We start from the raw sequence: 23,622 nt of genomic DNA, 5'->3' as shown, positions 1-23,622 counted from the left end.
ATCAATGCGAGAGAAGAGATCCATGCCTTCCATCACTTCCATCACCACCCAGGACGTCCGCTTTCCCACATCGCTCGAACTCGATGGCTCCGACGCGGTCAACGTTGACCCCGACTACTCCGCCGCCTACGTCGTCATCCGCACCGATGCGGGCGATGAAGGCCACGGCTTTGTGTTCAGCTGCGGCCGCGGCAACGAGATCCTCACGGCAGCCATCAACTCCTACGCAGCCCTTCTCCGGGGCCGGGACATCGATGAACTGATCTACGACCTGGGCAACGCCTCCAAGCGCCTCATCCACGATTCCCAGCTCCGCTGGCTCGGCCCGGAAAAGGGCGTCACCCAGATGGCGGCCGGCGCGCTGGTCAGCGCCCTTTGGGACATCCGCGCCCGCCGCGAGAACAAACCGCTCTGGCTGCTCCTGAGCGAGATGTCCCCGGAAGAGATCGTGGACGTCGTCGACTTCACCCACATCCGCGACGCACTGAACCCGCAGCAGGCGCTGGACATCCTCCGGGCAGGCCAGGACGGCAAGTCCGCACGGATCGCCTCCCTCAGGGCGGATGGCTACCCCGCCTACACCACGTCGCCGGGGTGGCTGGGCTACAGCGACGAGAAGCTCGTCCGGCTCAGCAAGGAGGCCGCCGCCGCCGGATTCTCCATGATCAAGCTCAAGGTGGGCGGCGACATCGCTGACGACCGCCGCCGCATGGCCCTCGCCCGGCAGGCGGTGGGCAACCTTCCCATCGCCATCGACGCCAACCAGCGCTGGGAAGTGTCCGAGGCGATTGAATGGGTCAACCAGCTGGCCGAGTTCAATCCCTACTGGATCGAAGAGCCCACCAGCACCGACGACATCCTGGGCCATGCGGACATCCGGAAGGGAGTAGCCCCGGTCCGCGTCGCCACCGGCGAGGCCGTAGCCAGCCGCATTGTGTTCAAGCAGCTGCTGCAGGCAGGCGCCATCGATGTCCTCCAGCTCGACTCCACCCGGGTGGGCGGCGTCAACGAGAACATCGCCAACCTCCTTCTCGCCGCCAAGTTCGGTGTCCCGGTCTGCCCGCATGCCGGCGGCGTTGGCCTGTGCGAACTGGTCCAGCACTTCTCCTTCTTCGACTACGCCGCCATCACCGGAAGCCAGGACGGCCGCATGATCGAATACGTGGACCACCTGCATGAACACTTCGCCGAACCGGTCCGGATCGCCGGCGGACGCTATGCCGCCCCGGAACGCCCGGGCACCGGGGCCGAAATGCTCAGCGCCTCCCGGACGCGCTGGGAATTCCCCTCCGGCGCAGGGTGGCTTGAAGTGGGAAACCGTGCCGCCGTCACCGGCGCCAGCCTTGCACCTGCCGGAGCCGGCCGATGAACACCACCGCCGGCCAGCTGAACGCCTCCGTCGAGGCCGCCCACGCAGCCTTCGAAAAGGCCCGCCTGGCAGGTCCCGGAACACGGGCCTCATGGCTTGAAGCGGTAGCCGCCGGCCTGGAAGGCGACGCCGCGATCCTCGTTGAGACCGCGGCCGCGGAAACCCATCTCGCCGGTCAGCGGCTCCAGGGCGAGCTGAAGCGCACCGTCTTCCAGCTCCGGCTCTTCGCCGACGAGATCCGCCGCGGCGAGCACTTCGACGCGACGATCGACCACGAAGATGCCGCCTGGGGCATGGGGCCGCGGCCGGACCTTCGCCGCTACAAGGTGCCGCTCGGCGTGGTGGGTGTCTTCGGGGCGTCCAACTTCCCCTTCGCCTTCAGCGTGATGGGCGGCGACTCCGCGTCAGCCCTGGCGGCCGGCTGCGCCGTCGTCCACAAGGCGCACGACGGACACCGGGAACTTGCGGTCCGCACCGCCGAAACGGTGACCACGGCTCTCGCGGGCGCCGGGGCGCCGTCGGGCCTCTTCTCCCTGGTCACCGGCCGCCAGGCTGCGGAGGCACTGGTTGACCACCCGCTGGTGAAGGCCATCGGCTTCACGGGTTCGACGGCGGGCGGGCGGGCATTGTTCGACCGCGCAGCTGCGCGGCCCGAGCCGATCCCGTTCTTTGGCGAACTGGGCGGCATCAATGCCGTTTTCGTCACCGGCAACGCCTGGTCCGCACGCCGCGAGGAGATCCTGGCCGGCTATGCCGGCTCCTTCACCCTGGGAATGGGTCAGTTCTGCACCAAGCCGGGTGTGCTCTTCGTCCCGGCCGGAGAAACTGAGAAGGTACGGGACGAACTCCGGACCGCCCTCGCGGACTTCGCCCCGGCGCAGCTGCTCAGCGGACGGCTGCATGAAGGGTTCCGGCAGGCAGTTGCTGACCTGCGGGACACCGCAGGCGTGCAGGTGCTGCTCGACGGCGACTTCGCCGAGGCGCCGGCACCCACCGTCCTGCTGACCACGGCCGATGCCGTCCGCCGGGACCCCGGCATCCTCCGCCAGGAGATGTTCGGGCCGGCCAGCCTGGTGGTGGAGTACAGCGACGAATCCGAACTCGGCGCCCTTGCCGGGCTCCTGGAGGGCCAGCTGACCACCACCCTGCAGGCGGAACCCGAGGACGACGTCGCCGAGCTTGCCGGCAGGCTCGCGGACATCAGCGGGCGCCTGCTCTGGAACGGCTGGCCGACGGGAGTGACCGTCAGTTACGCCCAGCACCACGGCGGCCCGTACCCCGCTACGACGTCGGGCACCACCTCCGTGGGGACGGCCGCCATCCGGCGGTTCCTGCGGCCCGTGGCCTTCCAGTCCTTCCCGCAGCCGCGGCTGCCCGAGCCGCTGCAGGATGCAAACCCGTGGAACGTCCCACAAAGGGTCGACGGCGTCTGGCGCCGCCCGTCCGCACTGCCGGAGGGTCGGCTGTGACGGCGCTGCCGGCGTCGCCCGCAGCTGTCCTTCCGGAGGACGCGGAGGACGCCCTCCTCATCGGCCGCCTCTGGGACGTGGAAAGCTCCGGACCGCGGGTAGTGGCCGTGCAAGGCAGGGACGTGTTCGACCTGCAGCACCTCGCCGGCACGGTATCCGAACTGCTGGAACGTTCCGAACCCGCTGCGGACGCCCGTTCCGCCATGTCCGAGCCGCGCTGGAAGACCGCGGACGTCGTCGAGGCGTCCCTGGCGCGGGACACAACGCGGCCGCACCTGCTGGCCCCCGTCGACCTCCAGGTCATCAAGGCCTGCGGAGTGACGTTCGTGGACAGCATGATCGAACGCGTCATCGAGGAGCGCTGCGGCGGGGACGCCGGCCGGGCCACCGAGATGCGGGAGCTTGTGGGCAGGGCACTCGGCGGCAGTATCGGCGAGGTACGGCCGGGCTCCCCCGAGGCCGCCGAAGCCAAGCGGGTGCTCATGGCCGAAGGGCTGTGGTCGCAGTACCTCGAGGTGGGCATCGGTCCCGACCCCGAGGTCTTCACCAAGGCACCGGTGCTTTCTTCGGTGGGCCTGGGTGCCGGCATCGGAATTCCTGCGTTCTCCTCTTGGAACAACCCGGAGCCGGAGCTCGTACTGATTGCCACGTCCACGGGCAAGGTTGTTGGCGCGACACTCGGCAACGATGTGAACCTCCGCGATGTTGAAGGACGAAGTGCGCTGCTGCTGGGCAAGGCCAAGGACAACAACGCCTCCAGCTCGCTGGGGCCGCTGATCCGGCTGTTCGACGGCGGGTTCACGCTCGAGACCCTGCGGCAGGAAGAGATCCTGCTCCGGGTGGAGGGCTCAGACGGGTACCTGCTGGAAGGCAGGAACACCGTGGCCCGGATCAGCCGGCCGTTCGAGGAGCTGGTGGCCGCGACCTTCGGCGGGCACCACCAGTACCCGGACGGTTTCGCGCTGTTTACGGGCACACTGTTCGCGCCCACGCAGGACCGGGACGAACCCGGGCAGGGCTTCACCCACAAGATGGGGGACGTGGTCACCATCCGCAGCCGCCACCTCGGGGCCCTCATCAACGCGGTGGGTGCCGCCGAAGAGCTGCCGCGGTGGCGCTTCGGGCTGCGTCAGCTGTTCGCCTACCTCGCCGCGCAGGAGCGCTCCGCTTCGGCTGTGGGCGCCGCCGGCGTCAGCTGAAGAGGCCTTCTCCGATGAAGCCGCCGGGCCCCGTGCCCGGCGGCACCGCGGCCAGGGCGGAGCCGGTGTGCTTGAGGTACTCCACGGCCAGGGTGTCCTGCTTGGCCATCGCCATCTGCATGGGCACGTAGTGCGTGCGTGGGTCCTTGACGAAGGCGATGAAGAACAGCCCGGCGTCCAGGTGCCCCAGCCCGTCTGACCCGTCCGTGTAGTTGTACCCGCGGCGCAGCATCCGGATGCCGCCGTTCTGGTCGGCGTGGGCCAGCCGGACATGTGAATCCATGCCCATCAGGGGCTTGCCGTCCTTGCCCTTGATGCTGAAGTCCGGGGCGGTGAATTCCTTGCCGCCGGACAGCGGGGCGCCCTCGGCCTTGGTCCGTCCGATCAGGGATTCCTGCTCGCCCAGGGACGTCCGGTCCCAGATCTCGATGTGCATGCGGATGCGGCGGGCCACCAGGTAGCTTCCGCCCTCCATCCAGGCCTCCCCGGGACGGTTGCCCGCCTCAGCCCAGACATGGTTCTCCAGCAGCTCAGTGTCTTCGACCTTGAGGTTGTTGGTGCCGTCCTTGAACCCGAACAGGTTGCGGGGCGTCTGCTGCGCCCGCGATGTGGAGGCCGTGCGTCCGAAGCCCAGCTGGGACCAGCGGACGCGGACCTTCCCGAACCCCAGCCGGGCCAGATTGCGGATGGCGTGCACGGCAACCTGGGGATCGTCGGCACAGGCCTGCACAAGGATGTCTCCGCCGCTGCGTCCCGCCTGCAGGTCATCGCCCGGGAAATGCGGCAGGTCGATGAGGGCATCCGGCCGCCGGCCCTGAAGTCCGAACCGCACTTTCCCGTCCTTTTCGAACAGGCTGGCACCGAAGCCGAAGGTCACGGTGAGCTTGCCGGCGCTAAGGCCCATGGCCTCGCCGGTGTCCTGCGGCGGGGCGTCATAGGAGCCGCCTGCCGCCCCGGTTTCACCCGTTTCGCGGCCCTGTGTCATGGCCTCCGCGGCGGAGGTCCAGTCTTTGAGGAGCCGAATCAGCTCGTCGCGGTCCTCGGTGATGACATCGAAGGCGGCCATGTGCAGGCGGTCCTGCGCCGCCGTCGTAATTCCCGCCTGGCGTTCCCCGTGGAAGGGGACGGTGTCAGCGGCCGGTTCCACGGCGGCAGGTTCCGCCGCGAAGACGGCGTCGCGGCCCCACAGCCCGGCGGCGAGGCCGGCGAGTGCCCCGGCGCCCCCGACGCCGGCGAAGGAGAGCAGGCCACGCCGTGAAACCCCGCGCCCGGCAACCGGATTAGCTTGGGACGCGTCCCGTTCAACCCCGTCCTGGCCGCCGCTGAAAGGGCAGCCGCTCACAGTACGACTGCCGCGGTGAGGTTGGACAGCGGCTCGCCGAGGGAGTCCACCAGGGCGGCGAGGCGCTGCACCTGCTCGGGGCTCAGCTCGTTGTAGTAGGCAAAGCCCTCACCCTGGGCATGGGTCTTAAGTTCGGCCTGCAGCGCAGCGAATTTGGTGTCGAGGCTCTTGGCAAGCTCCGGGTCTTTCTGCTCCAGCACAGGCGTGAGGTTTTCGAAGGCGATCCGTGCGCCGTCCACGTTGGCCTGGAAGTCCCACAGGTCGGTGTGGGACCAGATTTCCTCTTCACCCGTGACCTTGCCGGTGGCCACTTCGTCCAGCAGTTCCTTGGCGCCGTTGCCCAGCTTGTCGGCAGTGAGCTCCACGGTCCGGGTGCGGGTGGCCAGCTCTTCCGTGTCAGCCACCAGCCGGGCCGCGAGCTTTTCGCGGTCCGCTGCGCCCAGGGCCTGGAACCCGGCCGGCGGGAACAGGTCCTTTTCGGCGCGGTGCCAGCCGGTCCATTCTTCGCCTTCGGCCAGGTCCGCTTCGCGGGCGTCCAGCTTGGGATCGAGGTCGCCGAAGGACTCGGCCACCGGCTCGATACGCTCCCAGTGCATGCGCGTTGCGGCGTAGAGATTCTTTGCGGTGGCCGTATCGCCTGCCGCGTAGGCTTCGGCGAACTTCCTGGTGCCGGCCAGGAGCTGTTCCGCCTGGTCCTTGACGTAGGCCACGTACTGGGCCGTCCCCTGGTCGCTGAGCGCCTTCAGGTCGCTGTCCACCGCGGGCTGGCTGCCGGATTCGGTCACGTCGAAGCCGGCCCGGATGCCGTCACCTTCCATGCCGGGCTTGCAGGCGGTGGTGTACTTCCCGGCAGGAACGGTGACCACCAGGTTGCGGGTCAGCCCCGGCCCGATGTTTTCCACCTCGCCCAGGATCCGCAGCCCGTCTTCCGCCAGCAGGTAGAACTCGGTGACCTGGTCGCCGTCGTTCTGGACCGCGAAGGTGAGGTTGCCGCTCTTCGCGGACGCCGTGGACACCTTGCAGGCGTCGCCGGTACTGGTGACCTGGATGGGACCTGCGGCGCCGGCCGAGGACGACGGCGCTGCGTTGTCCGTGCAGGCGGCCAGTGTCAGCGGAAGGACGGCGACGGCGGCTGCCGCGGCCAGGCGGCTGGCCGCACCGTTGCGGCGCCGTGGCGTGCGGGCCGATGCTGAGGGGTCGAATTCGGGCAGGCTGGGGCTGGGCATTGGGTGGTCCTTTGGGGTGTGGGAGTGGGGGTCAGGAGGCCGCGACGGCAGCCCGGGCGGCTGTGTCCGGCTGCGATGATGCGCGGCCGCGGCGGTTGGAGCGAAGGTAGAAGAACAGCACGGCCGGGACGTACAGCAGCCATGCCGCCGCTTCCAGCCACGTGGTGGCAGGTGAGAAGTTCAGGGTGCCCTTAAGTACGGTCCCGTACCAGGACGACGGCGGGATGGCCGCCGAAACGTCGAAGGCCAGGCTGTGGAGTCCAGGGAGGATCCCGGCCTCTTGGAAGTCATGGACGGCGTAGGCAAGGACGCCGCCGGCGATGACGACGAGCGCGGCGCCGCTCCAGGTGAAGAACGCTCCGAGGTTGACCCTGAGGACTCCGCGGTGGAGCAGGAATCCGAGCAGGACGGCGGTGGCCAGCCCCAGCAGCGCGCCGAAGAGCGGTGTTGCCGACTCTCCGGTGGCCTGGGCGGCCGCCCACAGGAAGAGCGCAGTTTCAAGGCCCTCCCGGCCCACAGCCAGCGCGGCGACGACCGCCAGCCCCCAGCCGGCGCCGCCTGCCGCCCTGTCCACTTGCGAGCGGAGTTCGGTACCGAGGGCGCGGGCGGTACGGGCCATCCAGAAGACCATCCAGGTCACCAGTGCCACGGCCACCACGGAGAGGCTGCCGCCGATGGCTTCCTGCGCCTCGAACGTGAGACCGCGCGGACCGAAGGTGAGCAGCGCCCCGAACCCTGCGGACACGGCGACGGCCACTGCGACGCCCGCCCACAGCCTGGGCAGGAGGTGCTGCCGCCCGGTCTTGAGGAGATATGCCATCAGGAGCACAACGATGAGTGTCGCCTCAAGGCCTTCGCGCAGGCCGATCAAATAGTTTGCTGTCATGAACGTAGAGCCTCAATTATCGGAGCCAAGGTTAGGCTTGCCTCATACGAGGATCACCCAAGCTCGAGAATTAAGCAAACCAAACGTGCGCTAATTCGCCGAACGTTACGCTGGGCCGGCCGGGCCTTGCCCTAAGGCGCCGAATCCCGGATCTTCAGCTCGAAACCGGCCTCGATGCGGAGGCCTTCGGCGGCCGGCTCCGCGCCTTCGATCCTGTCGATGAGCAATGCGATGGACCTCTCGGCGATTTCCGCCATGCCGGGCGACACCGTGGTGAGGGATGGCGACGCGAAGCGGGCTTCCTCGATGTCGTCGAAGCCTGCCACTGCAACGTCGTCAGGTACTTGAATACCGCGGATCAGGAGTTCGTGCAGCGCGCCCAGCGCTATGGCATCGTTCAGGCCAAAGACCGCGTCGAACGGGACGCCGCTGCCGAGCAGTCCGCCCACAGCCGAGGCGCCGCCGTCGCGCCGCCAGTCGCACTCCACCACCAGGGCGGGATCGAATTCCACTCCCGCCGCTTTTAGTGCCTGACGGTAGCCGTTCAGGCGCAGGCCGGGACTGTCCGCGGTGTCGCCTGCCGCGGCGCCGAGGACGGCGATGCGGCGCCGGCCGCCTGAGAGGAGATGGGCGGTGATTGCAGCCGCCGCCTCGGCGTTCTTCATGGTCACCAGGTCGAACCGCAGGTCCGCGATGTGCTCCCCCAGCATCACCACCGGCTTGGCGCCCCGGTGCGCGGCAATGGTCCCGGCATCAAGGGTCAGCGGGGTGAACAGCAGCCCGTCCGTGAGCTGCCGAAACGGACCCTGCAGGGCGCTCAACTCGTGCGCGGCAGTGGCCCCGGACTGCTCCACCAGGACACGGTACCCGCGGCCGGCTGCGACATTCATCAGCCGGGACGCGAGCTCAGCGTAGTAGGGGATGGAGAGGTCGGACAATACCAGCCCCAGCATGCGGGTCTTCCCGGAGCGCAGGCTGCGCGCCGTCAGGTTGGCTTCGTAACCCAGTTCCGCGATGGCATCCAGCACCTTTTGCTTCGTGGCCGGCCGGATGAACTCGTACTCGTTGAGCACGTTGGACACGGTCTTCAGCGAGACGCCGGCCGCGCGCGCAACGTCGTTCATGGTCACAGCCACAGGTGATTCCCTTCCCGGCAACACTTTCAGCTACATCGTTGCAGACCAGCGCGGTTTTTGCCCTGTCCATAGCTTGTACAACGTTATAGGCTAGGCCCGGCCGTACCGTCCCACCCGGCCTCCGCCAGCGAGCCCCGAAGGAACAGCCATGCCGCTTGCCCATTCCCCTCTCTTCCGCTGCCCGGTGTTCGACGGCGCCGCCGATCCCACCGTCATCCACCGCCGCGGCACCGGCGAGTGGTGGATGTTCTACACGGCCCGCCGCGCCACCCTCACCACAGGCGGCGTGGACTGGATCACCGGCACCCGGATCGGAATTGCCGTCTCCAACGATGCCGGAGCCACCTGGCAGTACCGCGGCGCGGCGGAGGGGCTCGATCCGGAAGACTCCCCCGGGCTGAATACGCACTGGGCGCCGGAGGTGGTGTGGCATGACGGCGAATATCACATGTTCCTGACCTGGGGCGCGGGCGCTCCGGGCACCTGGGCCGAGCAGACCAGGCGTCGCCTGGTGCACTTCACCAGCCCCGACCTGGAGCAGTGGGAGTTCGCGGGCCGGGTGGACGTCGGCTCCGAAAACGTCATTGACGCTGCCTTCGCCGTGGTGGCGGACGGCCGGCTGCGCCTGTGGTTCAAGGACGAGGTGGACGGCTCCACCACATGGTCGGCGGTGTGGGAAGAAACGGCCCTCCGGGAAGAAACGGACGACGACGACGACGGCGGCAGCAGCGGCAGCACCGCCGTCGGGCGCGCCGGACGCATGGGTTCCGACGGTCATTGGCGGGCCGAGGGCCAGGTGATCGGGCTGCCCGCCCACGAAGGTCCCAACGTGTTCCGGCTGGGCGGCTGGTACTGGATGGTGGTGGATGAGTGGCGCGGCCAGGCCGTGCACCGCTCGGCAGACGGCCTCACGTGGACCCGGCAGGAAGCCAACGGCGGCCTCATCCTGGACACCCCCGGCACCGGAGCGGACGACGCCACCTACGGGCGGCACGCGGATGTGGTCACCCAGGGCCACCACGCCTACATCTTCTACTTCACGCATCCGGAGTGGCAGGACACCGAGATGGCCAACGGCCTGGCGGATCCGGCCCGGGCGGTCCGGGAGCAGCGCACCAGCATCCACGCGGCGCGGCTGCATGTGGAAGGGGACGTCCTGGTCTGCACACGCGACCTGGACGCCCCCGTTCACCTAGACCCGGCGCTGCTTGGGCACTAGCTGCCCGCCCTGTCGACAGCGAGGCGGATCATGCTCCACGACACCGCAGGGAGCTCGGCGGTGAGCCGGCCGCCGTCGAGCTTTACACTGACGTTTTCGCCGGGCAGCACCGAGGTGGAGTCATCCGCCGTCGCCTGCCAGTAGGGGTCCTTGTTGGCGTAGGTGACTGCCTCGACAACCTTCGCGTTCCCCAGCCCGGCGACCGCGGCGTCCAACGCGAGCGGTTCCGTCGCCGAGCGGTTCACGGCAAACACCACGGCCTCCCCGGAAGCCTCATCGAAAGTGGCCACGGCGGACAGCGCGGCGAAGTCCGCGGTCTTGCCGCCGCTGAGGAGCGGGGATTCGACGGCGAGCTGCAGCACCGTGCCGCTGGCGTGCTCCGAGGTCAGGGCAAACGGGTGGAAGGTGGTCTGCTTCCAGGCGCGCCCGCCGGGTTCGGTCATGATCGGGGCGATGACATTGACCAGCTGCGCCAGGCTGGCGGAGTGGACGCGGTCGGTGTTGCGGAGCAGCGTGATGAGGAGGTCGCCCACAACCACGGCGTCCGCCACGGTGTAGCGGTCCTCGAGCAGCACGGGGGCCACGGGCCAGTCCTTGCCGGTGGGCGCCTTTGATTCGTCGCGGCTCATGTGCCAGACGTTCCATTCGTCGAAGGAGATGTTCACCTGCTTGGCGGACTTCTTGACCGACTTCACATGGTCGATATGCGCCACGATGTCCTTGATGAACGCCTCCATCCGGTGCCCGGACGAGAGGTGCTCCTGCAGGTCGCCGAAGTCCTCGAAATATTGGTGGGCGGAGATCATGTCCACGAGGTCGTAGGTTTCGGTGAGGACCACGCGCTCCCACTCGCCGAACGTGGGCATGCTCGGGGCGGAGCTGCCGCAGGCCACCAGCTCCAGGCCGGGGTCCACCATCCGCATGGCGCGGGCAGTATCGGCAGCGAGCCGGCCGTATTCGGTGGCGTTCTTGTGGCCGATCTGCCAGAAGCCGTCCATCTCGTTGCCCAGGCACCACATTGTGATGCCATAGCCGTTTTCGGCCCCGTTGGCCCGGCGCTGGTCGGAGAACGCCGTCCCGCCGTCGATGTTGCAGTACTCCAGCAGGTCCAGGGCTTCCTGCGTACCGCGCGTGCCCAGGTTCACGGCCATCATCGGTTCGACGCCCGCTTTGGCGTACCACTTGGCGAACTCGTCCACGCCCACATGGTTGGGGTCGGTGGAGTGCCAGGCCAGGTCCAGCCGCGCCGGCCGCTGCTCCACCGGCCCCACGCCGTCCTCCCAGCGGTAGCCCGAGACGAAGTTCCCGCCGGGGTAGCGGACCGTGGACACGCCCAGTTCGCGGGTGAGCTCCAGGACGTCGGTCCGGAAGCCGTCGTCGTCGGCTTTCGGGTGGCCCGGCTCGAAGATGCCGGTGTAGACGCAGCGGCCAAGGTGCTCCACGAACGCGCCGAAGGTGCGGCGCCGGACCGGGCCTACGGCGAAGGCGGGGTCCAGGGTGATCTTGGCGGTCATTTTGCCTGCGGCAGATTCGGTAGTGCCCACGTAAACATCCTCGTTTTCTTGTTCTCTACAACGTTATAGAAACTAATTGTTAGCGTTCATCCGGGATCCGTCAAGGGCGGTCCGGGCATCGTCCGGCTTTAGCGCGCAAAGCCCGCATCCGTTACTGGATGCGGGCTTGCTGCGCGGCCGCCGGGACGGCAGCCGTGTCGAGCTGGGCCCCTTAGAGCCCGCCAGCCAGCTTGTAGTAGGCCGCGTTCCAGTTCAGTTCCTTTTTGAACTGCCGGATGGTGGTGCCTTCGTCGATGGTCAGCAGCTCTGTCTTCGCTATCTCCGCGAAGTCCTCGAACACGTCCATGCCCACGGCGGTGGACAGCACCGTGTGGTGCGCGGCTCCGGCAGTGAGCCAGGCCGCGGCGGACGTGGCGAAGTCCGGCTTGGGAGACCATAGCGCCCGGGCCACCGGCAGGTTGGGCAGCGGTTCGGCCAGGTCCACCACGTCGACGGCGTTCGCCACGAGGCGGAAACGGTCGCGCATGTCGGACAGCGCCACCACCACTCCGGGGCCGGCGTCGGTGTCGAACACCATGCGGACCGGATCCTCCTTGCCGCCGATGCCCAGCGGGTGGATCTCGACGCGCGGCCTGGTGGCGGTCAGCGACGGGCAGACCTCCAGCATGTGCGCACCGAGGATCTTCTCCTGCCCGGGAGCAAGGTGGTAGGTGTAGTCCTCCATGAGCGAAGCGCCGCCGGGCAGGCCCGCGCCCATCACCTTGGCGGCTCGCACCAGGATGGCGGTCTTCCAGTCACCCTCGGCACCGAAGCCATAGCCGTCCGACATCAGCCGCTGTACGGACATGCCGGGCAGCTGGCGCAGCTCCCCCAGGTCCTCGAAGGAGGTGGTGAACGCGGCCGAGCCGTTGGCCTCGAGGAAGCTGCGCAGGCCGAGTTCGATCCGTGCGCTGTAGCGCAGCGATTCGTGCCGCGCTCCCCCGGCCTTCAGCTCGGGGACCACGTCGTAGAGGCGCTCGTACTCCGCAACGAGGGCATCGACGTCGGACGCCGCGGCGCCGTGCACGGCGCCGGCGAGCTCGTTCACGGACCAGGTGTTCACCGAGACGCCGAAGCGGAGCTCGGCCTCGGTCTTGTCACCTTCGGTGACGGCCACGTTGCGCATGTTGTCGCCGAAGCGGGTCAGTTTCAGTGTGCGGACGGCGGCCCAGCCGGCGGAAGCGCGCTGCCAGACGCCCACTTGCCGGGAAACCTCCGGGTTGGACACGTGGCCCACGACGGTCTTGCGGGGAATGCCCAGGCGTGACTGGATGTAGCCGAATTCACGGTCGCCGTGGGCGGCCTGGTTGAGGTTCATGAAGTCGAAGTCGATGTCCGCCCAGGGCAGCTCGACGTTGGCCTGGGTATGCAGGTGCAGGAGCGGTTTGCGCAGCAGGTCCAGGCCCTGGATCCACATCTTGGCCGGGCTGAACGTGTGCATCCAGGCCGTCACCCCGATCACGGAATCGTCGGAGTTGGCCTCCAGCGCGGTGCGGCGGATCGCCTCCGAATCCGTGAGGACGGGCTTCCACACCACCCTGACCGGAACGTCCGAGGATCCGTTCAGCGCATTGGCAATCTCCTGCGACTGCGCCGCGACCTGCTTGAGGACGTCCTCGCCGTACAGGTGCTGGCTGCCGGTGAGGAACCAGACCTCGTATTGCTCGAGCGACGTTGTGTTGGCGGACGTGCTGTGGGCTGTGCTCATGGGGGTTCTCCTGGAGAAGTGTGGGTGGCCGGCGCTACTGGCCGTAAACGTTCTGGTAGCGGGCATAGAGGGATTCGATACTGGCCTGGTCGATGGGCAGCGGCTCGCCCAGCTGACGGGAGACGTGGACGGTGCGCGCCACTTCCTCGCACATCACGGCGGCCTTCACCGCGGACCGGGCATCCTTGCCGATGGTGAACGGCCCGTGGTTCTGCATCAGGACCGCCGGCGACGTGGAGTTCCGCAGCGTCTCCACAATTCCCTGGCCGATCGAGTCGTCGCCGATCAGCGCGAACGGGCCCACCGGGATGCTGCCGCCGAACTCATCGCTCATCATGGTCAGCACGCAGGGAATGGCCTCGCCGCGGGCCGCCCACGCTGTGGCGTAGGTGGAGTGCGTGTGCACTACCCCGCCCACTTCCGGCATATGCCGGTAGACGTATGCATGCGCAGCCGTGTCCGACGACGGCGAGAACGGCGGATTGCCCCACTCCCCGTCCGCCGGGGTGCCGTAGAGGTCGGTGACAACCATGCTCGCCGGTGTGAGGTCGGCATAGGAGACTCCGGACGGTTTGATGACCATGAGGTCGTGGCCGGGAACGCGGGCGGAGACGTTGCCGGCCGTCCACACCACCAGTTCATAGCGGGTGAGTTCGGCGTGCAGTTCGCAGACCTCGCGGCGGACCTGCGCAATGGTTTCCAGAAGGTGGCTCATGCGGACACCTCCTCTGCAGCTGGTTCATTGGAGGCCGGTTCAGCAGCGGCCGGTTCAGCGGCGGCGGCAAACGACGGCCTGGCCGCACGCTGGATGGCCTTGAGCCGGTGCATCACGCTGTTCGTACCGCGGCCGAAGTAGTCGTGCAGCGTCCGGTATTCCCGGAAGAGTTCCTCGTAAGCGGCAACATTTTCCGGAATCGGAATATAGATCCCCCCGGGCTCTGAGCCCATGGCCGCGGCAGCCACACGGATATCGGCGTATTCACCAGCGGCCACGGCGGCGTGGATAGCCGAGCCCAGCGCCGGGCCCTGGGCGGAGCCGATGGTGGACAGCGGCAGGCCGGTGATGTCCGCGTAGATCTGCATGAGCAGCTTGTTCTTCAGCAGGCCGCCGGCCACGATGAACTCCTTGACCGGCACTCCCGAGTCGCGGAAGGCGTCCACGATGGTGCGCGTGCCGAAGGCCGTGGCTTCCAGCAGGGCGCGGTAGGTGTCTTCGGGGCGGGTGGCGAGGGTCTGGCCCACCACCACGCCGGACAGTTCGTGGTCCACCAGCACGGAGCGGTTGCCGGAGTGCCAGTCCAGGGCAATGAGCCCGTGTTCGCCGATGGCCTGGCGGGAGGCCAGGTCGGTGAGGTATTCGTGGATGCCCAGTCCCTGCTCGGCGGCGGCCCGGTGGTATTCGGGCGGGACCCCGTTCGCGGTGAACCAGCCGAAGATGTCGCCCACCCCGCTCTGGCCCGCTTCGTAGCCCCACAGTCCGTCGACGATTCCGCCGTCCACCACGCCGCACATGCCCGGGACTTCCCGCAGCTCGGCACCGTTCATCACGTGGCAGGTGGAGGTGCCCATGATGGCCACCAGCTGCCCGGGCTCCACCGCCTTCGCCGCCGGCGCCGTGACGTGCGCGTCCACGTTGCCCACTGCCACCGCTATGCCTTCGGACAGCCCGGTCCAGGCCGCGGCCTCGGCCGTCAGGTAGCCGGCAGCGTCGCCGAGCCTGCCGATGGCGTGCTCCAGCTTGGTGCTGACAAAATCCTTGAAGTCCGGGTTCAGGGCCGCCAGGAACTCCTCGGACGGGTAGCGGCCGTCCTGGTAAATGCCCTTGTAGCCGGCGGTGCAGGCGTTGCGGACGTATTTGCCGCAGAGCTGCCAGACGATCCAGTCGGCCGCTTCCACCCAGTGGTCCATGGCGGCATAGGCGCCGGGGTCTTCCTCCAGCAGCTGCAGCCCCTTGGCGAACTCCCACTCGGAGGAGATGAGCCCGCCGTAGCGCGGCAGCCAGGCTTCACCGCGCTCGGCGGCCAGGGCGTTGATCCGGTCCGCCTGCGGCTGGGCGGCATGGTGGCGCCACAGCTTGACGTACGCATGCGGCCGGTTGGCGAAGCCGGGAAGTTCGTTCAGCGGTGTGCCGTCGGCCTTGACCGGGACCATGGTGCAGGCGGTGAAGTCGGTGGCGATTCCCACCACGGCGGCGGGGTCGATCCCGGCGTCGGCAATGGCAGCGGGCACCGCACGGCGCAGCACGTCACGGTAATCGTTGGGCACCTGCAGGGCCCATTCCCCGGGAAGCCGCGCGGCTGTTCCATTTTTTGCGCCCGCGAGGTCCGCCGGCAGGGAGTCGGTGACCACAGCGTGGGGGTATTCGAACACTCCACTGCCCAGTTCCTTGCCGTCCCGGACGCGGACCACCACGGCCCGCCCGGACAGCGTGCCGTAGTCCACACCGATCACATAGCTGTCTGAACCGTCTGCTGTGACGCCCATCAATTCCTCCAATAGTTTCCGCCGCTCTGCGGTGCTCTTAATTGTTAGCGCTAACAAATAGAAAGTCAACAGACTCGGGAGATCCGCTGCGGAGTTGGTTCCGGAACCGGGAATGGAGCACCGCTCACTCCAGGACCGCAGTGACAATCACGTTGTCGCTGTAGTCCATTCGTTCCTGCAGCCACCTGCCGCCGCAGGTGACCACCTTGAGTTCGTGCGGACCTGAACGGCGGAACAGCGAATCGCCATCGAAGCTGTCTTTGGCCATCAGTTCCACGCTGACCACCCGGTAGTTCAGCGCGGGCGCGCCCAGGCGTCCCACCTGGACCGACGCTCCCGCTCCCAGTGTTTTCAATTGCGAAAAGGGCGCCCGCTCGGAGGTTGTGTCCACGTGCCCGGCGATCACGGCTGTCCCGGCAGCGGCTCCGGGAGCGGGCCCGAACCTGTACCACCCGGCCTGGTCGAATGCCTCCGGGATCTCCATGGCCTTATCAGGCGAGACCCCCACCGGCACCACTGTCATGTCGATGGACGTTCCGGCCACAGTGAGCGATGCCGGAACCGGCACCGCCGCGGCAACTGCCGGCAGGGTGGCCGGCCGCTGCGGGATGGATCCCTCCCTGCGGGCAGGGCCCTGCGGGGCATCGGGCGTTGCGGGAGGAGGGGACGGAGCAGCAGGCGGCGAAGTACCTTCGCCCGTGGCCGCCGCCGTCGGTGGTTGAACCGGCGCGGAGGGAATCGCGGGAGCGCACGCCGTGAGCAGCAGCGCGGCTGCGGTCACAGCCGCAGCCTGCTTCAAAGAGGATTTACGACGGCGGGGTGCCGCCGCCGTCGTGGTGCCCGGTTTCATGTCCGGCCTTCCCCGCGGCAAGCGCCGGCCGGGCTTGCAGCGTTGGTTGCTGGGGAAGGGGCCCTGCCGCCGACTCGCATCGGACGGCCGGCCCCCTTGCTGATGTCCCTGCCTTACCGGCCTGCGCGCCGAGCGGCCACGGTGCGGGCTACACCCAGGCCGCCCAGGAGCAGGGCGAGGGCGGCAGCTCCGAACCCGACCGTGACGACGGCCGGTCCTGCCGGCGATGTCCCGGACGAGCCGTCACGGGCTCCCGGCACCGAACCCGGCGAGGAATGCAGCCCCTCGATGGTCTGCACGGCCAGCTGGAGATTGTTGTCCGCCAGGCTGCCCCAGGCGTAGACAATCGTGTGTGTGCCTTCGGCGACAGTGAGGTCAGCAGGGCCGATCACCGGTGCGGTGGTGCCGGTCGCCGCCACTGCCGCGGAAATGGTTGCGGGGTCCAGGCTGAGAGTCTGTTCGGCGGGGTTGGCCAGGTTGGACACAACGGCTGCATCGCCGGCCAGAACATCTACCGCGGGCGCCGCAGCGGCATGCCGGACGGTCAGCTTGCCCTTGCCCGCCGCGATCTGCGAGACGTCGTTGGTAAAGAAGTTCGCGGTGGGCTTGCCTGCCGCATCGAGGTTGGCCACGGCGGTGTAGTTTCCGCTCGCGGCGAGCGTCACGGTGACAGGACCGATGACGGGAGCCGACGCATCGGCGGCATCCGAGGCGGTGATGGCGAGTTCGTAGGCACCCGCCGGTAGCGAGAGTGGCCCGGCGAGGGTCCCGGGAGCGAAATCGTCAAGGGTACGGTCGCCGTTGACCCAGACATCCACGGTGAGCCCGGGAACGCCGTGCAGCACTGCAAGCTGGGCGTCCCCTTCGGCCGCCTGGGCCGGGCCGGCCAGAGCGAGTGCTGCCGCGATTGCCGCTGCTCCGGCGCCGGCTGTGAAAATGCTTCTGCGCATGTCCTTCTCCTTCATCGGCCCGGCTGGCGGGCAATTTTGCTTACACCCCTAACTACCGGCGCAGCATCGAATCTGGATGCAGATGCATGGAAATTTCTTCCGAGGTTTTGTGGCAGGCCATGACACAGTGCCCGGCCTGCCGTCGGGAAAGGGCTGTTAGCCGGGATGAGCGACCGGCCGGGCAGTGCTTGCGCGCAGCACCATCCCGGGCTCCACTACAGTGGTTCCCGCTGCCGCACCGTCTTCCAGCAGCGCCAGCATCATGTCCATGCAGCGACGGCCCAGCTCTTCGAAGTCCTGGCGGACCGTGGTGAGCGGCGGCGTGAAATAGCCGGCTTCCGGCTGGTCGTCAAACCCCACTACGGACACGTCCTGGGGCACCCGCACACCGGCCTCGCCGAAGGCCCGCAGCAGCCCCAGCGCCATCTGGTCGTTGCCCACGAACAGCGCCGTGGCCGTTCGCTCGACGGCGAGCTTCCGGCCGATGCCGTAGCCGCTGCCGGCGCTCCAGTCGCCCTCAACGAGAAGGTCGTCCGCCAACCCGGCCTGCGCCAGGGCCTCTCGCCAGCCTTCGGCCCGCTCGGAGCCGTCAATCCAGTCCTGCGGCCCGGATATGTGCCCGATTCGCCTGTGGCCCTGCTCGATTAAATGCTCGACGGCGAGCCGCGCGCCCATCCGCTGGTCCACCATGGCGCCGCTGAACCTTCCTTCACCACTGGAACCCACCACCACCACGGGCACGTCCGGGTTCAGCTTCTCCAAGGCCTGCAGGGTTCCGGCGTGCGGTACCAGGGCCACAATGCCATCAACGCCCTGGTCCATAAAATGGCGCGCGGCGTCGGCGATCGATTCCGCGCTGACCTCGCGGATGGCCGCGATGCTCACGAAGTAGCCGGCATCGCGGGCGGCCTGCTCCACTCCCAGAAGGGTGTTGGCGGGCCCGTACTGGGACAGTTCGCTGGCCAGGACGCCGATGGTGTGCGAGCGCCGCGTCACCAGGCTGCGGGCCGCGGTATTCCGCCGGTACCCCAGCTCGGCAATGGCCGCCTCAACGCGCTCCCTGGTCGGCTTGCTGACGTTGGGGTGGTTGTTGATGACACGGGATACCGTCTGGTGCGAGACGCCGGCGCGTTCCGCTACATCTTCAAGTCGCGGAAGGCGCCGCTCGCTGCTGTTGGCCATGAAGCTATTGTGCGCGAGCCTGCGGCCATCCACGAACGCACTCAAATTAATGGTTGAAGATTCAAGTAAAAGCTTCTAGAATGAAGTCATGACACAAACACTTGAACGCCCGCCGGTTCTCTTCCTCAGCCACGGCGCCCCTCCCCTGGCCGACGACGCCCGCTGGACCAGCGAACTGAGCGCCTGGTCCGGCACCTTCGGCAAGCCCAAGGACATCCTGATGGTGTCCGCCCACTGGGAAAACGCGCCCGTGACCCTCAGTGCCACGACGCGGAACCCGGGCCTGGTTTACGATTTCTGGGGCTTCCCGCAGAAGTACTACGACGTCAGCTACGACGCTCCCCGGGCGGCGGAACTCGCCACCGAAGTGGAGAAGCTTGTTTCCACCCACGGCCACCACGTGGAACGCGACGAAGACCGCGGGCTTGACCACGGCGCCTACGTGCCGCTGGTGGAGATGTACCCGGAAGCCGACATCCCCGTCCTCCAGATGTCCATGCCCACCCTGGATCCGCAGGGCCTGTTCAACCTGGGCAAGACGCTGGCGCCGCTGCGTGACCGCGGCACGCTCATTGTTGGCTCAGGCTTCACTACGCACAACCTGCGCTGGTTCAACCCCGCCGGCGGCCCGGACACCACGCCACCCTCAGTGTCGAGCGAATTTGACCACTGGGCAGAGGAAACCATGGCGGCCGGCGACGTCGACTCCATCCTGGATTTCCTGCACAAGGCCCCGGCCGCCCGCGAGGCACATCCGCGCAGCGAGCACTGGGCACCGCTCTATGTAGCCCTCGGTGCGGCCTACGAGTCCGGCGATCTCGCCGCAAAAACAGCCATCGACGGCTTCTGGTTCGGCCTGTCCAAGCGGTCGTGGACGCTCACGTCTAAGTAGCAGGTGCCCGCGGCGGGGCCGGCTCACCCGCAGCGGACTTAGGCGGGGATTGTCGGTGTTCGTCGAAAAGCGACGACGGCGATGACTGCGGCGGTCCCGGTGGCGGCAGCCGTGGCGTAGGCCATGTTCGTATAGGTTCCTAGCCAGGCTGCGAGCGCAGGTCCGGCAACCGGGGCGATGGCGGTGACTGCCGTCAGCGGTGCCGCGAACAATCCCTGCAAAGAGCCGAGATGCTGTGTTCCCCACCGCTCAGCCACGACGGTGGCCTGGAGGAGGGTCTGGCACCCGCGGACGGCGCCGGCGAGCATCCCGGCGGCCACCAGTGCGGGCGCGGGTCCGGGAATGGCGGCGAGAAGCAAGGCGGAGGCGGCGGCGGTACCGGTGATGACCGGCAGCCGCGCACCGGCGGGGATGGCGGAGAATACCAACCGTCCGCCCACCTGCCCGGCACCCACGAGGCCGAGCCCGAGCGCGGCCGTGGCGTAACCGACCCCCTTTTCCATCAACACCGGGATGATATTCAGCGTCACGGTGTAAAGAACGAGGCACAGCAGGACCATGAGTGCCTGCAGGCCAAGGAATTCACCACTGCGGCGGATGGTGCGCACTGCATCCCGCTGGTCCGTCACAAGTGGCCCGGTAGCGGCCGGAGCCCAGTCCCGGTTCAGGTACCGGGCGTGCAGCGGCACCGTAATGAGTCCCATGACGCCGGCGAGGACGATGAAGGCGCCCCTCCAGCCGAACGCGGACGTCAGGGCTGCGGTGACCGGCGCGAAAATGGTGGAGGCGAATCCGGCGACGAGAGTCAGTACAGTCAGCGGCCGCAGACGGGCGGGCCCGTACCAGCGGCTGATCACCGTGAAGGCCGGCTGGTACAGCACGGCTGCCTGCGCGATGCCGGCAAGAAGCCAGGCCGCAAAGAACACGGGCAGGTTCGGCGCCGCCGCAACTATGCCCAGGGCCAGCACTCCGATGATGGATCCGCCGATCATCAGTGTGCGCGGCCCGGACCGGTCGAGGATCCTGCCGACGAAGATCCCGGCCATGGCGGAGACCAGCAGCCCGGCGGAAAAGGCCGCCGTCACCAGGGCCGCGCCCCAGCCGGTGTCCTGGCTGATGGGGCGGACCGCAGCGATCAAAGCGTAATAGAGCACGCCCCATCCGATGGTCTGGGTGATGCACAACGCAGCGAGGCCGCCGCGTGGTGCACCCTCCGCGACCAGGACCCGGGCGGGAGCGGGCGCGGTCACTGTCAGTTCCCGGTGAGCTCCGCGTACAGCTTCCGGACACGGGCCCTGATGTCGTCCCGGACCAGGCGCATGCGCTCCATGCCTTCGATTCCGCGCTCCGAGGGCTCGTCCGTATCCCAGACCTCGAGCCGCTTTCCCTCTGGGGCTTCGACTTTTGCCTCGTTGCCCAGGACGATGACGACGTCGACCGCGTCCAGTACTTCGTCGGAGACGGGCTTGGGGTGTTCACCTGAGATGTCGATGCCGAGTTCTGCCAGCGAGTCCACGGACTGGGGGTTCAGCGACTTGCCAGGTTTGGTGCCGGCGGAGTACACCGTGACGGTCCCGGCAGCGAGCTGGTTCATGAGCCCGGCGGCAAGCTGCGATTTTCCGCCGTTCTTGCTGCAGACGAACAGGACGCTGGGCTTCTTGTCCTGCAGGTGCAGGCCGTGTTCAGGGTGGTCAGTCATGTTTGCACTCCGGTGGGGTCGGTTGACGAAAGCATGGGAAGGAGGTCAGTTTTCGCCGGAACGGCCGTGGGCCAGGCCCGTGGGGAATCCGACGAGGACCGGCTCGGGCGTTCCGCAGCAGCCGCCGGAGGTTTCGGCCACAAAACCTGCGGGCTGGGCCGCGGGGATGTCGCAGCTGGTGCCGATATCGGAGGAGCAGACACCCGTTTCGGGGAGCTCGAGCTGGACGGTGTCGGCCGCCTTCCGGTCCCCTGCCAGGGCAGCGGCGACGGAGCGTACCTGCTCGTAGCCGGTGGCGAGCAGGAAGGTGGGGGCACGGCCGTAGGACTTCATGCCGACGATGTAGAAATCTTCCTCCGGGTGGGCCAGCATCCTGGCGCCGTGGGGTTCCACCGTGCCGCAGGAATGAAATTCGGGGTCGATCAGCGGGCCGAGCTCACGCGGGGCTTCAACACCGGGGTCGAGTTCCAGCCGGAGTTCCCGGAGGATGCCCAGATCGGGGCGGAAGCCCGTGGCAGGCACCACGACGTCGGCCTCGAGGGTGCGGCCGTCCGTGGAGGTCAGGGTGACGGCGCCGCCGGCAGCTGCGAGGGCGGCGATGCCGAACCCCGTGTGAAGTTCCACGGCGCCGGACTCGACGAGGCTGCGGAGCCGGCTGCCGAGCTGGCCGCGGGCGGCGAGGCCGTCGGCGTCGCCGCCGCCGTACACCTTGGCGGCGGAGGAACCCCGGATGGCCCACACGATTTTCGTGCCGGGCGCCCGGACCGCAAGTTCGGAGAGGTTGAGCAGCGTGTTGGCGGCGGAGTGGCCGGCGCCGATGACGACGACTGTGCGGCCCTCGAAAGTTTCGCGGTCGCGGCCCAGGACGTCCGGCAGCGGAGACGAGATGCGGGCAGCCGCCTCAGCCTCGCCAAGGGCGGGCAGTCCGGAGGTTCCGAGCGGGTTGCGGGTGGACCAGGTGCCGGAGGCGTCGATGACACCGGCGGCCTGGTAGTCGCGGACTTCCCCGTCGGCATGTTCCACCCGGACCAGGAAGGGTGTGGCGTTCCGGTGACGGCTGTGGGTTTTATCCATGCCCTGCCGGGTTACGGCCACGACGCGGGCGCCGGTGTGCAGGCGGGACGCGATCGCGGGCAGGGAAGCCAGCGGGGTGAGGTACTGGTCGATGAGTTCGCCGCCGGTGGGCAGCGCCGTCGGCTCCGGCGCTTCCCAACCGGCGGTGTCGAGCAGGCGGACGGCGGCAGCGTCGGTGTTGTACTGCCACGGGGAGAAGAGCCGGATGTGGCGCCACTGCTCGATGGCTGCGGCGGGGGTGGCGCCGGCCTCGAGGATCAGCGGCTCCAGGCCGCGTTCGATCAGGTGGGCTGCCGCGGCGAGGCCGATGGGCCCGGCTCCGATGACAGCTACGGGAAGGGGTGTGGTTACAGCCATGGTGTCCTCTGTTTCATCCGGTGGGGTGGCGGTTCAGGCGTGGGTTGGTTCTTCGACCAGGGCGGTCGCGATACTGTCCGCATCATCCAGGGCGGCGAGGTAGCGTTCGGCGTCAAGGGCGGCGGCGCACCCGGTGCCGGCGGCGGTGATGGCCTGGCGGTAGCGGTGGTCCACGGCGTCCCCGCAGGCAAACACACCGGTCAGGTTGGTGACGGTGGTGGGCGAATCCACCTTGATGTAGCCCTCGGCGTCGAGGTCAACCTGGCCCTCGACAAGTTCGGTGCGCGGCACGTGTCCGATCGCCACGAAGATGCCCGTTGCGGAATGTTCGCGGGTTTCGCCGTTCCGCGTGTCTGTCAGTGTGACGCCGGTGACCTTGGGGTCGCCGTGGATGGCGGTGACGGCGGAGTTCCAGGCGAAGCTGATCTTCGGGTTGTCCTTGGCGCGCTGCGCCATGATGCGGGAGGCGCGGAGTTCGCCCTTGCGGACCACCACGGTGACGGTCCGCGCGAAGCGGGTGAGGAAGGTGGCTTCCTCCATGGCGGAGTCGCCGCCGCCAACCACGATGATGTCCTGGTCGCGGAAGAAGAAACCGTCGCAGGTGGCGCACCAGGAGACACCGTGGCCACTGAGCTTCTTCTCCTCGGGCAGGCCGAGCTCTTTGTACGCAGAGCCGGTCGCGAGGATGACTGCGGGTGCCTCGTGGATGTCTCCGGCGCCGGTGACCACCTGCTTGAGGTGTCCGGTCAGCGTCACTTCGGTGACGTCGTCGAACACTACCTGCGCGCCGAACCGCTGCGCCTGCTCCTGGAGCCCGTCCATCAGTTCAGGGCCCTGGATACCCGCGGGGAAGCCCGGGAAGTTCTCCACTTCGGTGGTGTTCATCAGGGCGCCGCCGGCTGTTACCGAGCCGGCAAGGACCAGGGGCTTCAGGCCTGCGCGGGCGGCGTAGATGGCCGCTGTGTAGCCGGCAGGGCCGGATCCGATGATGATCAGCTGTTGGGTGCTCACTTCGGTGCTCACGGAA

20 protein-coding genes are annotated in these 23,622 nt (G+C 68.1%); 5 read left to right on the top strand and 15 right to left on the bottom strand.

Annotated features, from left to right (window positions below; translation table 11 throughout):
• Positions 1–22 precede the first annotated feature (22 nt).
• Genes TV39_RS00835 through TV39_RS00825 form a run of 3 tightly spaced genes read left to right on the top strand, consistent with a single transcriptional unit; the run spans position 23 to position 4,037 of the window.
• Entirely contained in the window at positions 23–1,369 is a 1,347-nt protein-coding gene (locus TV39_RS00835; protein ID WP_043476931.1) for an L-fuconate dehydratase, read from the top strand.
• Positions 1,366–2,838, top strand: a complete 1,473-nt coding sequence (locus TV39_RS00830) for an aldehyde dehydrogenase (NADP(+)) (RefSeq protein ID WP_043476929.1) — start codon at positions 1,366–1,368, stop codon at positions 2,836–2,838. The genes TV39_RS00835 and TV39_RS00830 overlap by 4 nt, the downstream gene beginning before the upstream one ends.
• A gap of 5 nt (positions 2,839–2,843) precedes the next feature.
• Positions 2,844–4,037 (top strand): fumarylacetoacetate hydrolase family protein, encoded by a 1,194-nt coding sequence (locus tag TV39_RS00825; RefSeq protein ID WP_235347227.1) that lies wholly within the window; start codon positions 2,844–2,846, stop codon positions 4,035–4,037.
• Here TV39_RS00825 and efeB read toward each other — a convergent pair.
• The 4 genes from efeB to TV39_RS00805 form a co-directional block, all read right to left on the bottom strand.
• Entirely contained in the window at positions 4,030–5,379 is a 1,350-nt protein-coding gene (efeB, locus tag TV39_RS00820) for an iron uptake transporter deferrochelatase/peroxidase subunit (protein ID WP_043476925.1), read from the bottom strand. The genes TV39_RS00825 and efeB overlap by 8 nt on opposite strands.
• Entirely contained in the window at positions 5,376–6,605 is a 1,230-nt protein-coding gene (gene efeO, locus TV39_RS00815; protein WP_043476923.1) for an iron uptake system protein EfeO, read from the bottom strand. Before efeO ends, efeB begins: the two co-directional genes overlap by 4 nt.
• Positions 6,606–6,636: 31 nt before the next feature.
• Positions 6,637–7,491 (bottom strand): iron uptake transporter permease EfeU, encoded by an 855-nt coding sequence (efeU, locus tag TV39_RS00810; RefSeq protein ID WP_043476921.1) that lies wholly within the window; start codon positions 7,489–7,491, stop codon positions 6,637–6,639.
• A gap of 131 nt (positions 7,492–7,622) precedes the next feature.
• On the bottom strand, positions 7,623–8,627 hold the full coding sequence (locus tag TV39_RS00805) for a LacI family DNA-binding transcriptional regulator (protein ID WP_043476918.1): 1,005 nt from the start codon (positions 8,625–8,627) through the stop codon (positions 7,623–7,625).
• A gap of 148 nt (positions 8,628–8,775) precedes the next feature.
• Between TV39_RS00805 and TV39_RS00800 the strand changes: the two genes are divergently transcribed.
• Positions 8,776–9,846: a family 43 glycosylhydrolase gene (locus TV39_RS00800; RefSeq protein ID WP_043476915.1), complete on the top strand. Its 1,071-nt coding sequence runs from the start codon at positions 8,776–8,778 to the stop codon at positions 9,844–9,846.
• On the opposite strand, the gene arfA is transcribed toward TV39_RS00800, so the two are convergent.
• The 7 genes from arfA to TV39_RS00765 form a co-directional block, all read right to left on the bottom strand.
• Positions 9,843–11,360, bottom strand: a complete 1,518-nt coding sequence (arfA, locus tag TV39_RS00795; protein ID WP_043476995.1) for an arabinosylfuranosidase ArfA — start codon at positions 11,358–11,360, stop codon at positions 9,843–9,845. The two genes, TV39_RS00800 and arfA, sit on opposite strands and share 4 nt — an antisense overlap.
• 211 nt (positions 11,361–11,571) lie before the next feature.
• Positions 11,572–13,107 carry an L-arabinose isomerase gene (araA, locus tag TV39_RS00790; RefSeq protein ID WP_043476912.1) on the bottom strand — a complete coding sequence of 512 codons (1,536 nt, stop codon included), beginning with the start codon at positions 13,105–13,107 and terminating at the stop codon, positions 11,572–11,574.
• A gap of 34 nt (positions 13,108–13,141) precedes the next feature.
• Positions 13,142–13,822 (bottom strand): L-ribulose-5-phosphate 4-epimerase, encoded by a 681-nt coding sequence (locus TV39_RS00785; protein WP_043476909.1) that lies wholly within the window; start codon positions 13,820–13,822, stop codon positions 13,142–13,144.
• Entirely contained in the window at positions 13,819–15,591 is a 1,773-nt protein-coding gene (gene araB, locus TV39_RS00780) for a ribulokinase (protein WP_043476906.1), read from the bottom strand. Before araB ends, TV39_RS00785 begins: the two co-directional genes overlap by 4 nt.
• 124 nt (positions 15,592–15,715) lie before the next feature.
• Positions 15,716–16,441, bottom strand: a complete 726-nt coding sequence (locus TV39_RS00775; protein WP_043476894.1) for a class F sortase — start codon at positions 16,439–16,441, stop codon at positions 15,716–15,718.
• A gap of 113 nt (positions 16,442–16,554) precedes the next feature.
• Entirely contained in the window at positions 16,555–17,391 is an 837-nt protein-coding gene (locus tag TV39_RS00770) for a DUF4397 domain-containing protein (protein ID WP_043476892.1), read from the bottom strand.
• Positions 17,392–17,547: 156 nt separating this feature from the next.
• Positions 17,548–18,573, bottom strand: coding sequence for a LacI family DNA-binding transcriptional regulator (locus TV39_RS00765; RefSeq protein ID WP_043476890.1), 1,026 nt, complete (start codon positions 18,571–18,573; stop codon positions 17,548–17,550).
• An 88-nt stretch (positions 18,574–18,661) separates the two neighbouring features.
• Between TV39_RS00765 and TV39_RS00760 the strand changes: the two genes are divergently transcribed.
• Positions 18,662–19,465: a dioxygenase family protein gene (locus TV39_RS00760; protein ID WP_043476888.1), complete on the top strand. Its 804-nt coding sequence runs from the start codon at positions 18,662–18,664 to the stop codon at positions 19,463–19,465.
• A gap of 38 nt (positions 19,466–19,503) precedes the next feature.
• Here the strand turns inward: TV39_RS00760 and TV39_RS00755 are convergent, their stop codons facing one another.
• The 4 genes from TV39_RS00755 to trxB are packed head-to-tail and all read right to left on the bottom strand — an operon-like array spanning position 19,504 to position 23,606.
• A complete protein-coding gene (locus TV39_RS00755) occupies positions 19,504–20,715 on the bottom strand; it encodes an MFS transporter (RefSeq protein ID WP_052500447.1) in 1,212 nt (403 codons plus the stop codon).
• 2 nt (positions 20,716–20,717) lie between these two features.
• Positions 20,718–21,164, bottom strand: a complete 447-nt coding sequence (locus TV39_RS00750; protein ID WP_043476887.1) for an arsenate-mycothiol transferase ArsC — start codon at positions 21,162–21,164, stop codon at positions 20,718–20,720.
• Between the two features lie 45 nt (positions 21,165–21,209).
• Positions 21,210–22,595 (bottom strand): NAD(P)-binding domain-containing protein, encoded by a 1,386-nt coding sequence (locus TV39_RS00745; RefSeq protein ID WP_043476885.1) that lies wholly within the window; start codon positions 22,593–22,595, stop codon positions 21,210–21,212.
• Between the two features lie 33 nt (positions 22,596–22,628).
• Positions 22,629–23,606, bottom strand: coding sequence for a thioredoxin-disulfide reductase (gene trxB / locus TV39_RS00740; RefSeq protein ID WP_043476986.1), 978 nt, complete (start codon positions 23,604–23,606; stop codon positions 22,629–22,631).
• Between the last annotated feature and the right edge of the window lie 16 nt (positions 23,607–23,622).

The sequence above is a fragment of the Arthrobacter sp. SPG23 genome (genome assembly GCF_000876655.1).
Lineage (GTDB): Bacteria > Actinomycetota > Actinomycetes > Actinomycetales > Micrococcaceae > Arthrobacter.
Note: the sequence above shows the minus strand (reverse complement) of the source record. Positions and strands in the feature narration are given on the sequence as shown.

What these genes read in the sequence shown, in the direction of transcription:
- araA (WP_043476912.1), bottom strand. Translation starts at nt 13,107, where the DNA reads ATGAGCACAGCCCACAGCACGTCCGCCAACACAACGTCGCTCGAGCAA.
- TV39_RS00775 (WP_043476894.1), bottom strand. Translation starts at nt 16,441, where the DNA reads ATGAAACCGGGCACCACGACGGCGGCGGCACCCCGCCGTCGTAAATCC.
- TV39_RS00785 (WP_043476909.1), bottom strand. Translation starts at nt 13,822, where the DNA reads ATGAGCCACCTTCTGGAAACCATTGCGCAGGTCCGCCGCGAGGTCTGC.
- TV39_RS00760 (WP_043476888.1), top strand. Translation starts at nt 18,662, where the DNA reads ATGACACAAACACTTGAACGCCCGCCGGTTCTCTTCCTCAGCCACGGC.
- efeU (WP_043476921.1), bottom strand. Translation starts at nt 7,491, where the DNA reads ATGACAGCAAACTATTTGATCGGCCTGCGCGAAGGCCTTGAGGCGACA.
- TV39_RS00765 (WP_043476890.1), bottom strand. Translation starts at nt 18,573, where the DNA reads ATGGCCAACAGCAGCGAGCGGCGCCTTCCGCGACTTGAAGATGTAGCG.
- TV39_RS00800 (WP_043476915.1), top strand. Translation starts at nt 8,776, where the DNA reads ATGCCGCTTGCCCATTCCCCTCTCTTCCGCTGCCCGGTGTTCGACGGC.
- TV39_RS00830 (WP_043476929.1), top strand. Translation starts at nt 1,366, where the DNA reads ATGAACACCACCGCCGGCCAGCTGAACGCCTCCGTCGAGGCCGCCCAC.
- TV39_RS00750 (WP_043476887.1), bottom strand. Translation starts at nt 21,164, where the DNA reads ATGACTGACCACCCTGAACACGGCCTGCACCTGCAGGACAAGAAGCCC.
- TV39_RS00745 (WP_043476885.1), bottom strand. Translation starts at nt 22,595, where the DNA reads ATGGCTGTAACCACACCCCTTCCCGTAGCTGTCATCGGAGCCGGGCCC.
- arfA (WP_043476995.1), bottom strand. Translation starts at nt 11,360, where the DNA reads ATGACCGCCAAGATCACCCTGGACCCCGCCTTCGCCGTAGGCCCGGTC.
- araB (WP_043476906.1), bottom strand. Translation starts at nt 15,591, where the DNA reads ATGGGCGTCACAGCAGACGGTTCAGACAGCTATGTGATCGGTGTGGAC.
- efeO (WP_043476923.1), bottom strand. Translation starts at nt 6,605, where the DNA reads ATGCCCAGCCCCAGCCTGCCCGAATTCGACCCCTCAGCATCGGCCCGC.
- TV39_RS00770 (WP_043476892.1), bottom strand. Translation starts at nt 17,391, where the DNA reads ATGCGCAGAAGCATTTTCACAGCCGGCGCCGGAGCAGCGGCAATCGCG.
- TV39_RS00835 (WP_043476931.1), top strand. Translation starts at nt 23, where the DNA reads ATGCCTTCCATCACTTCCATCACCACCCAGGACGTCCGCTTTCCCACA.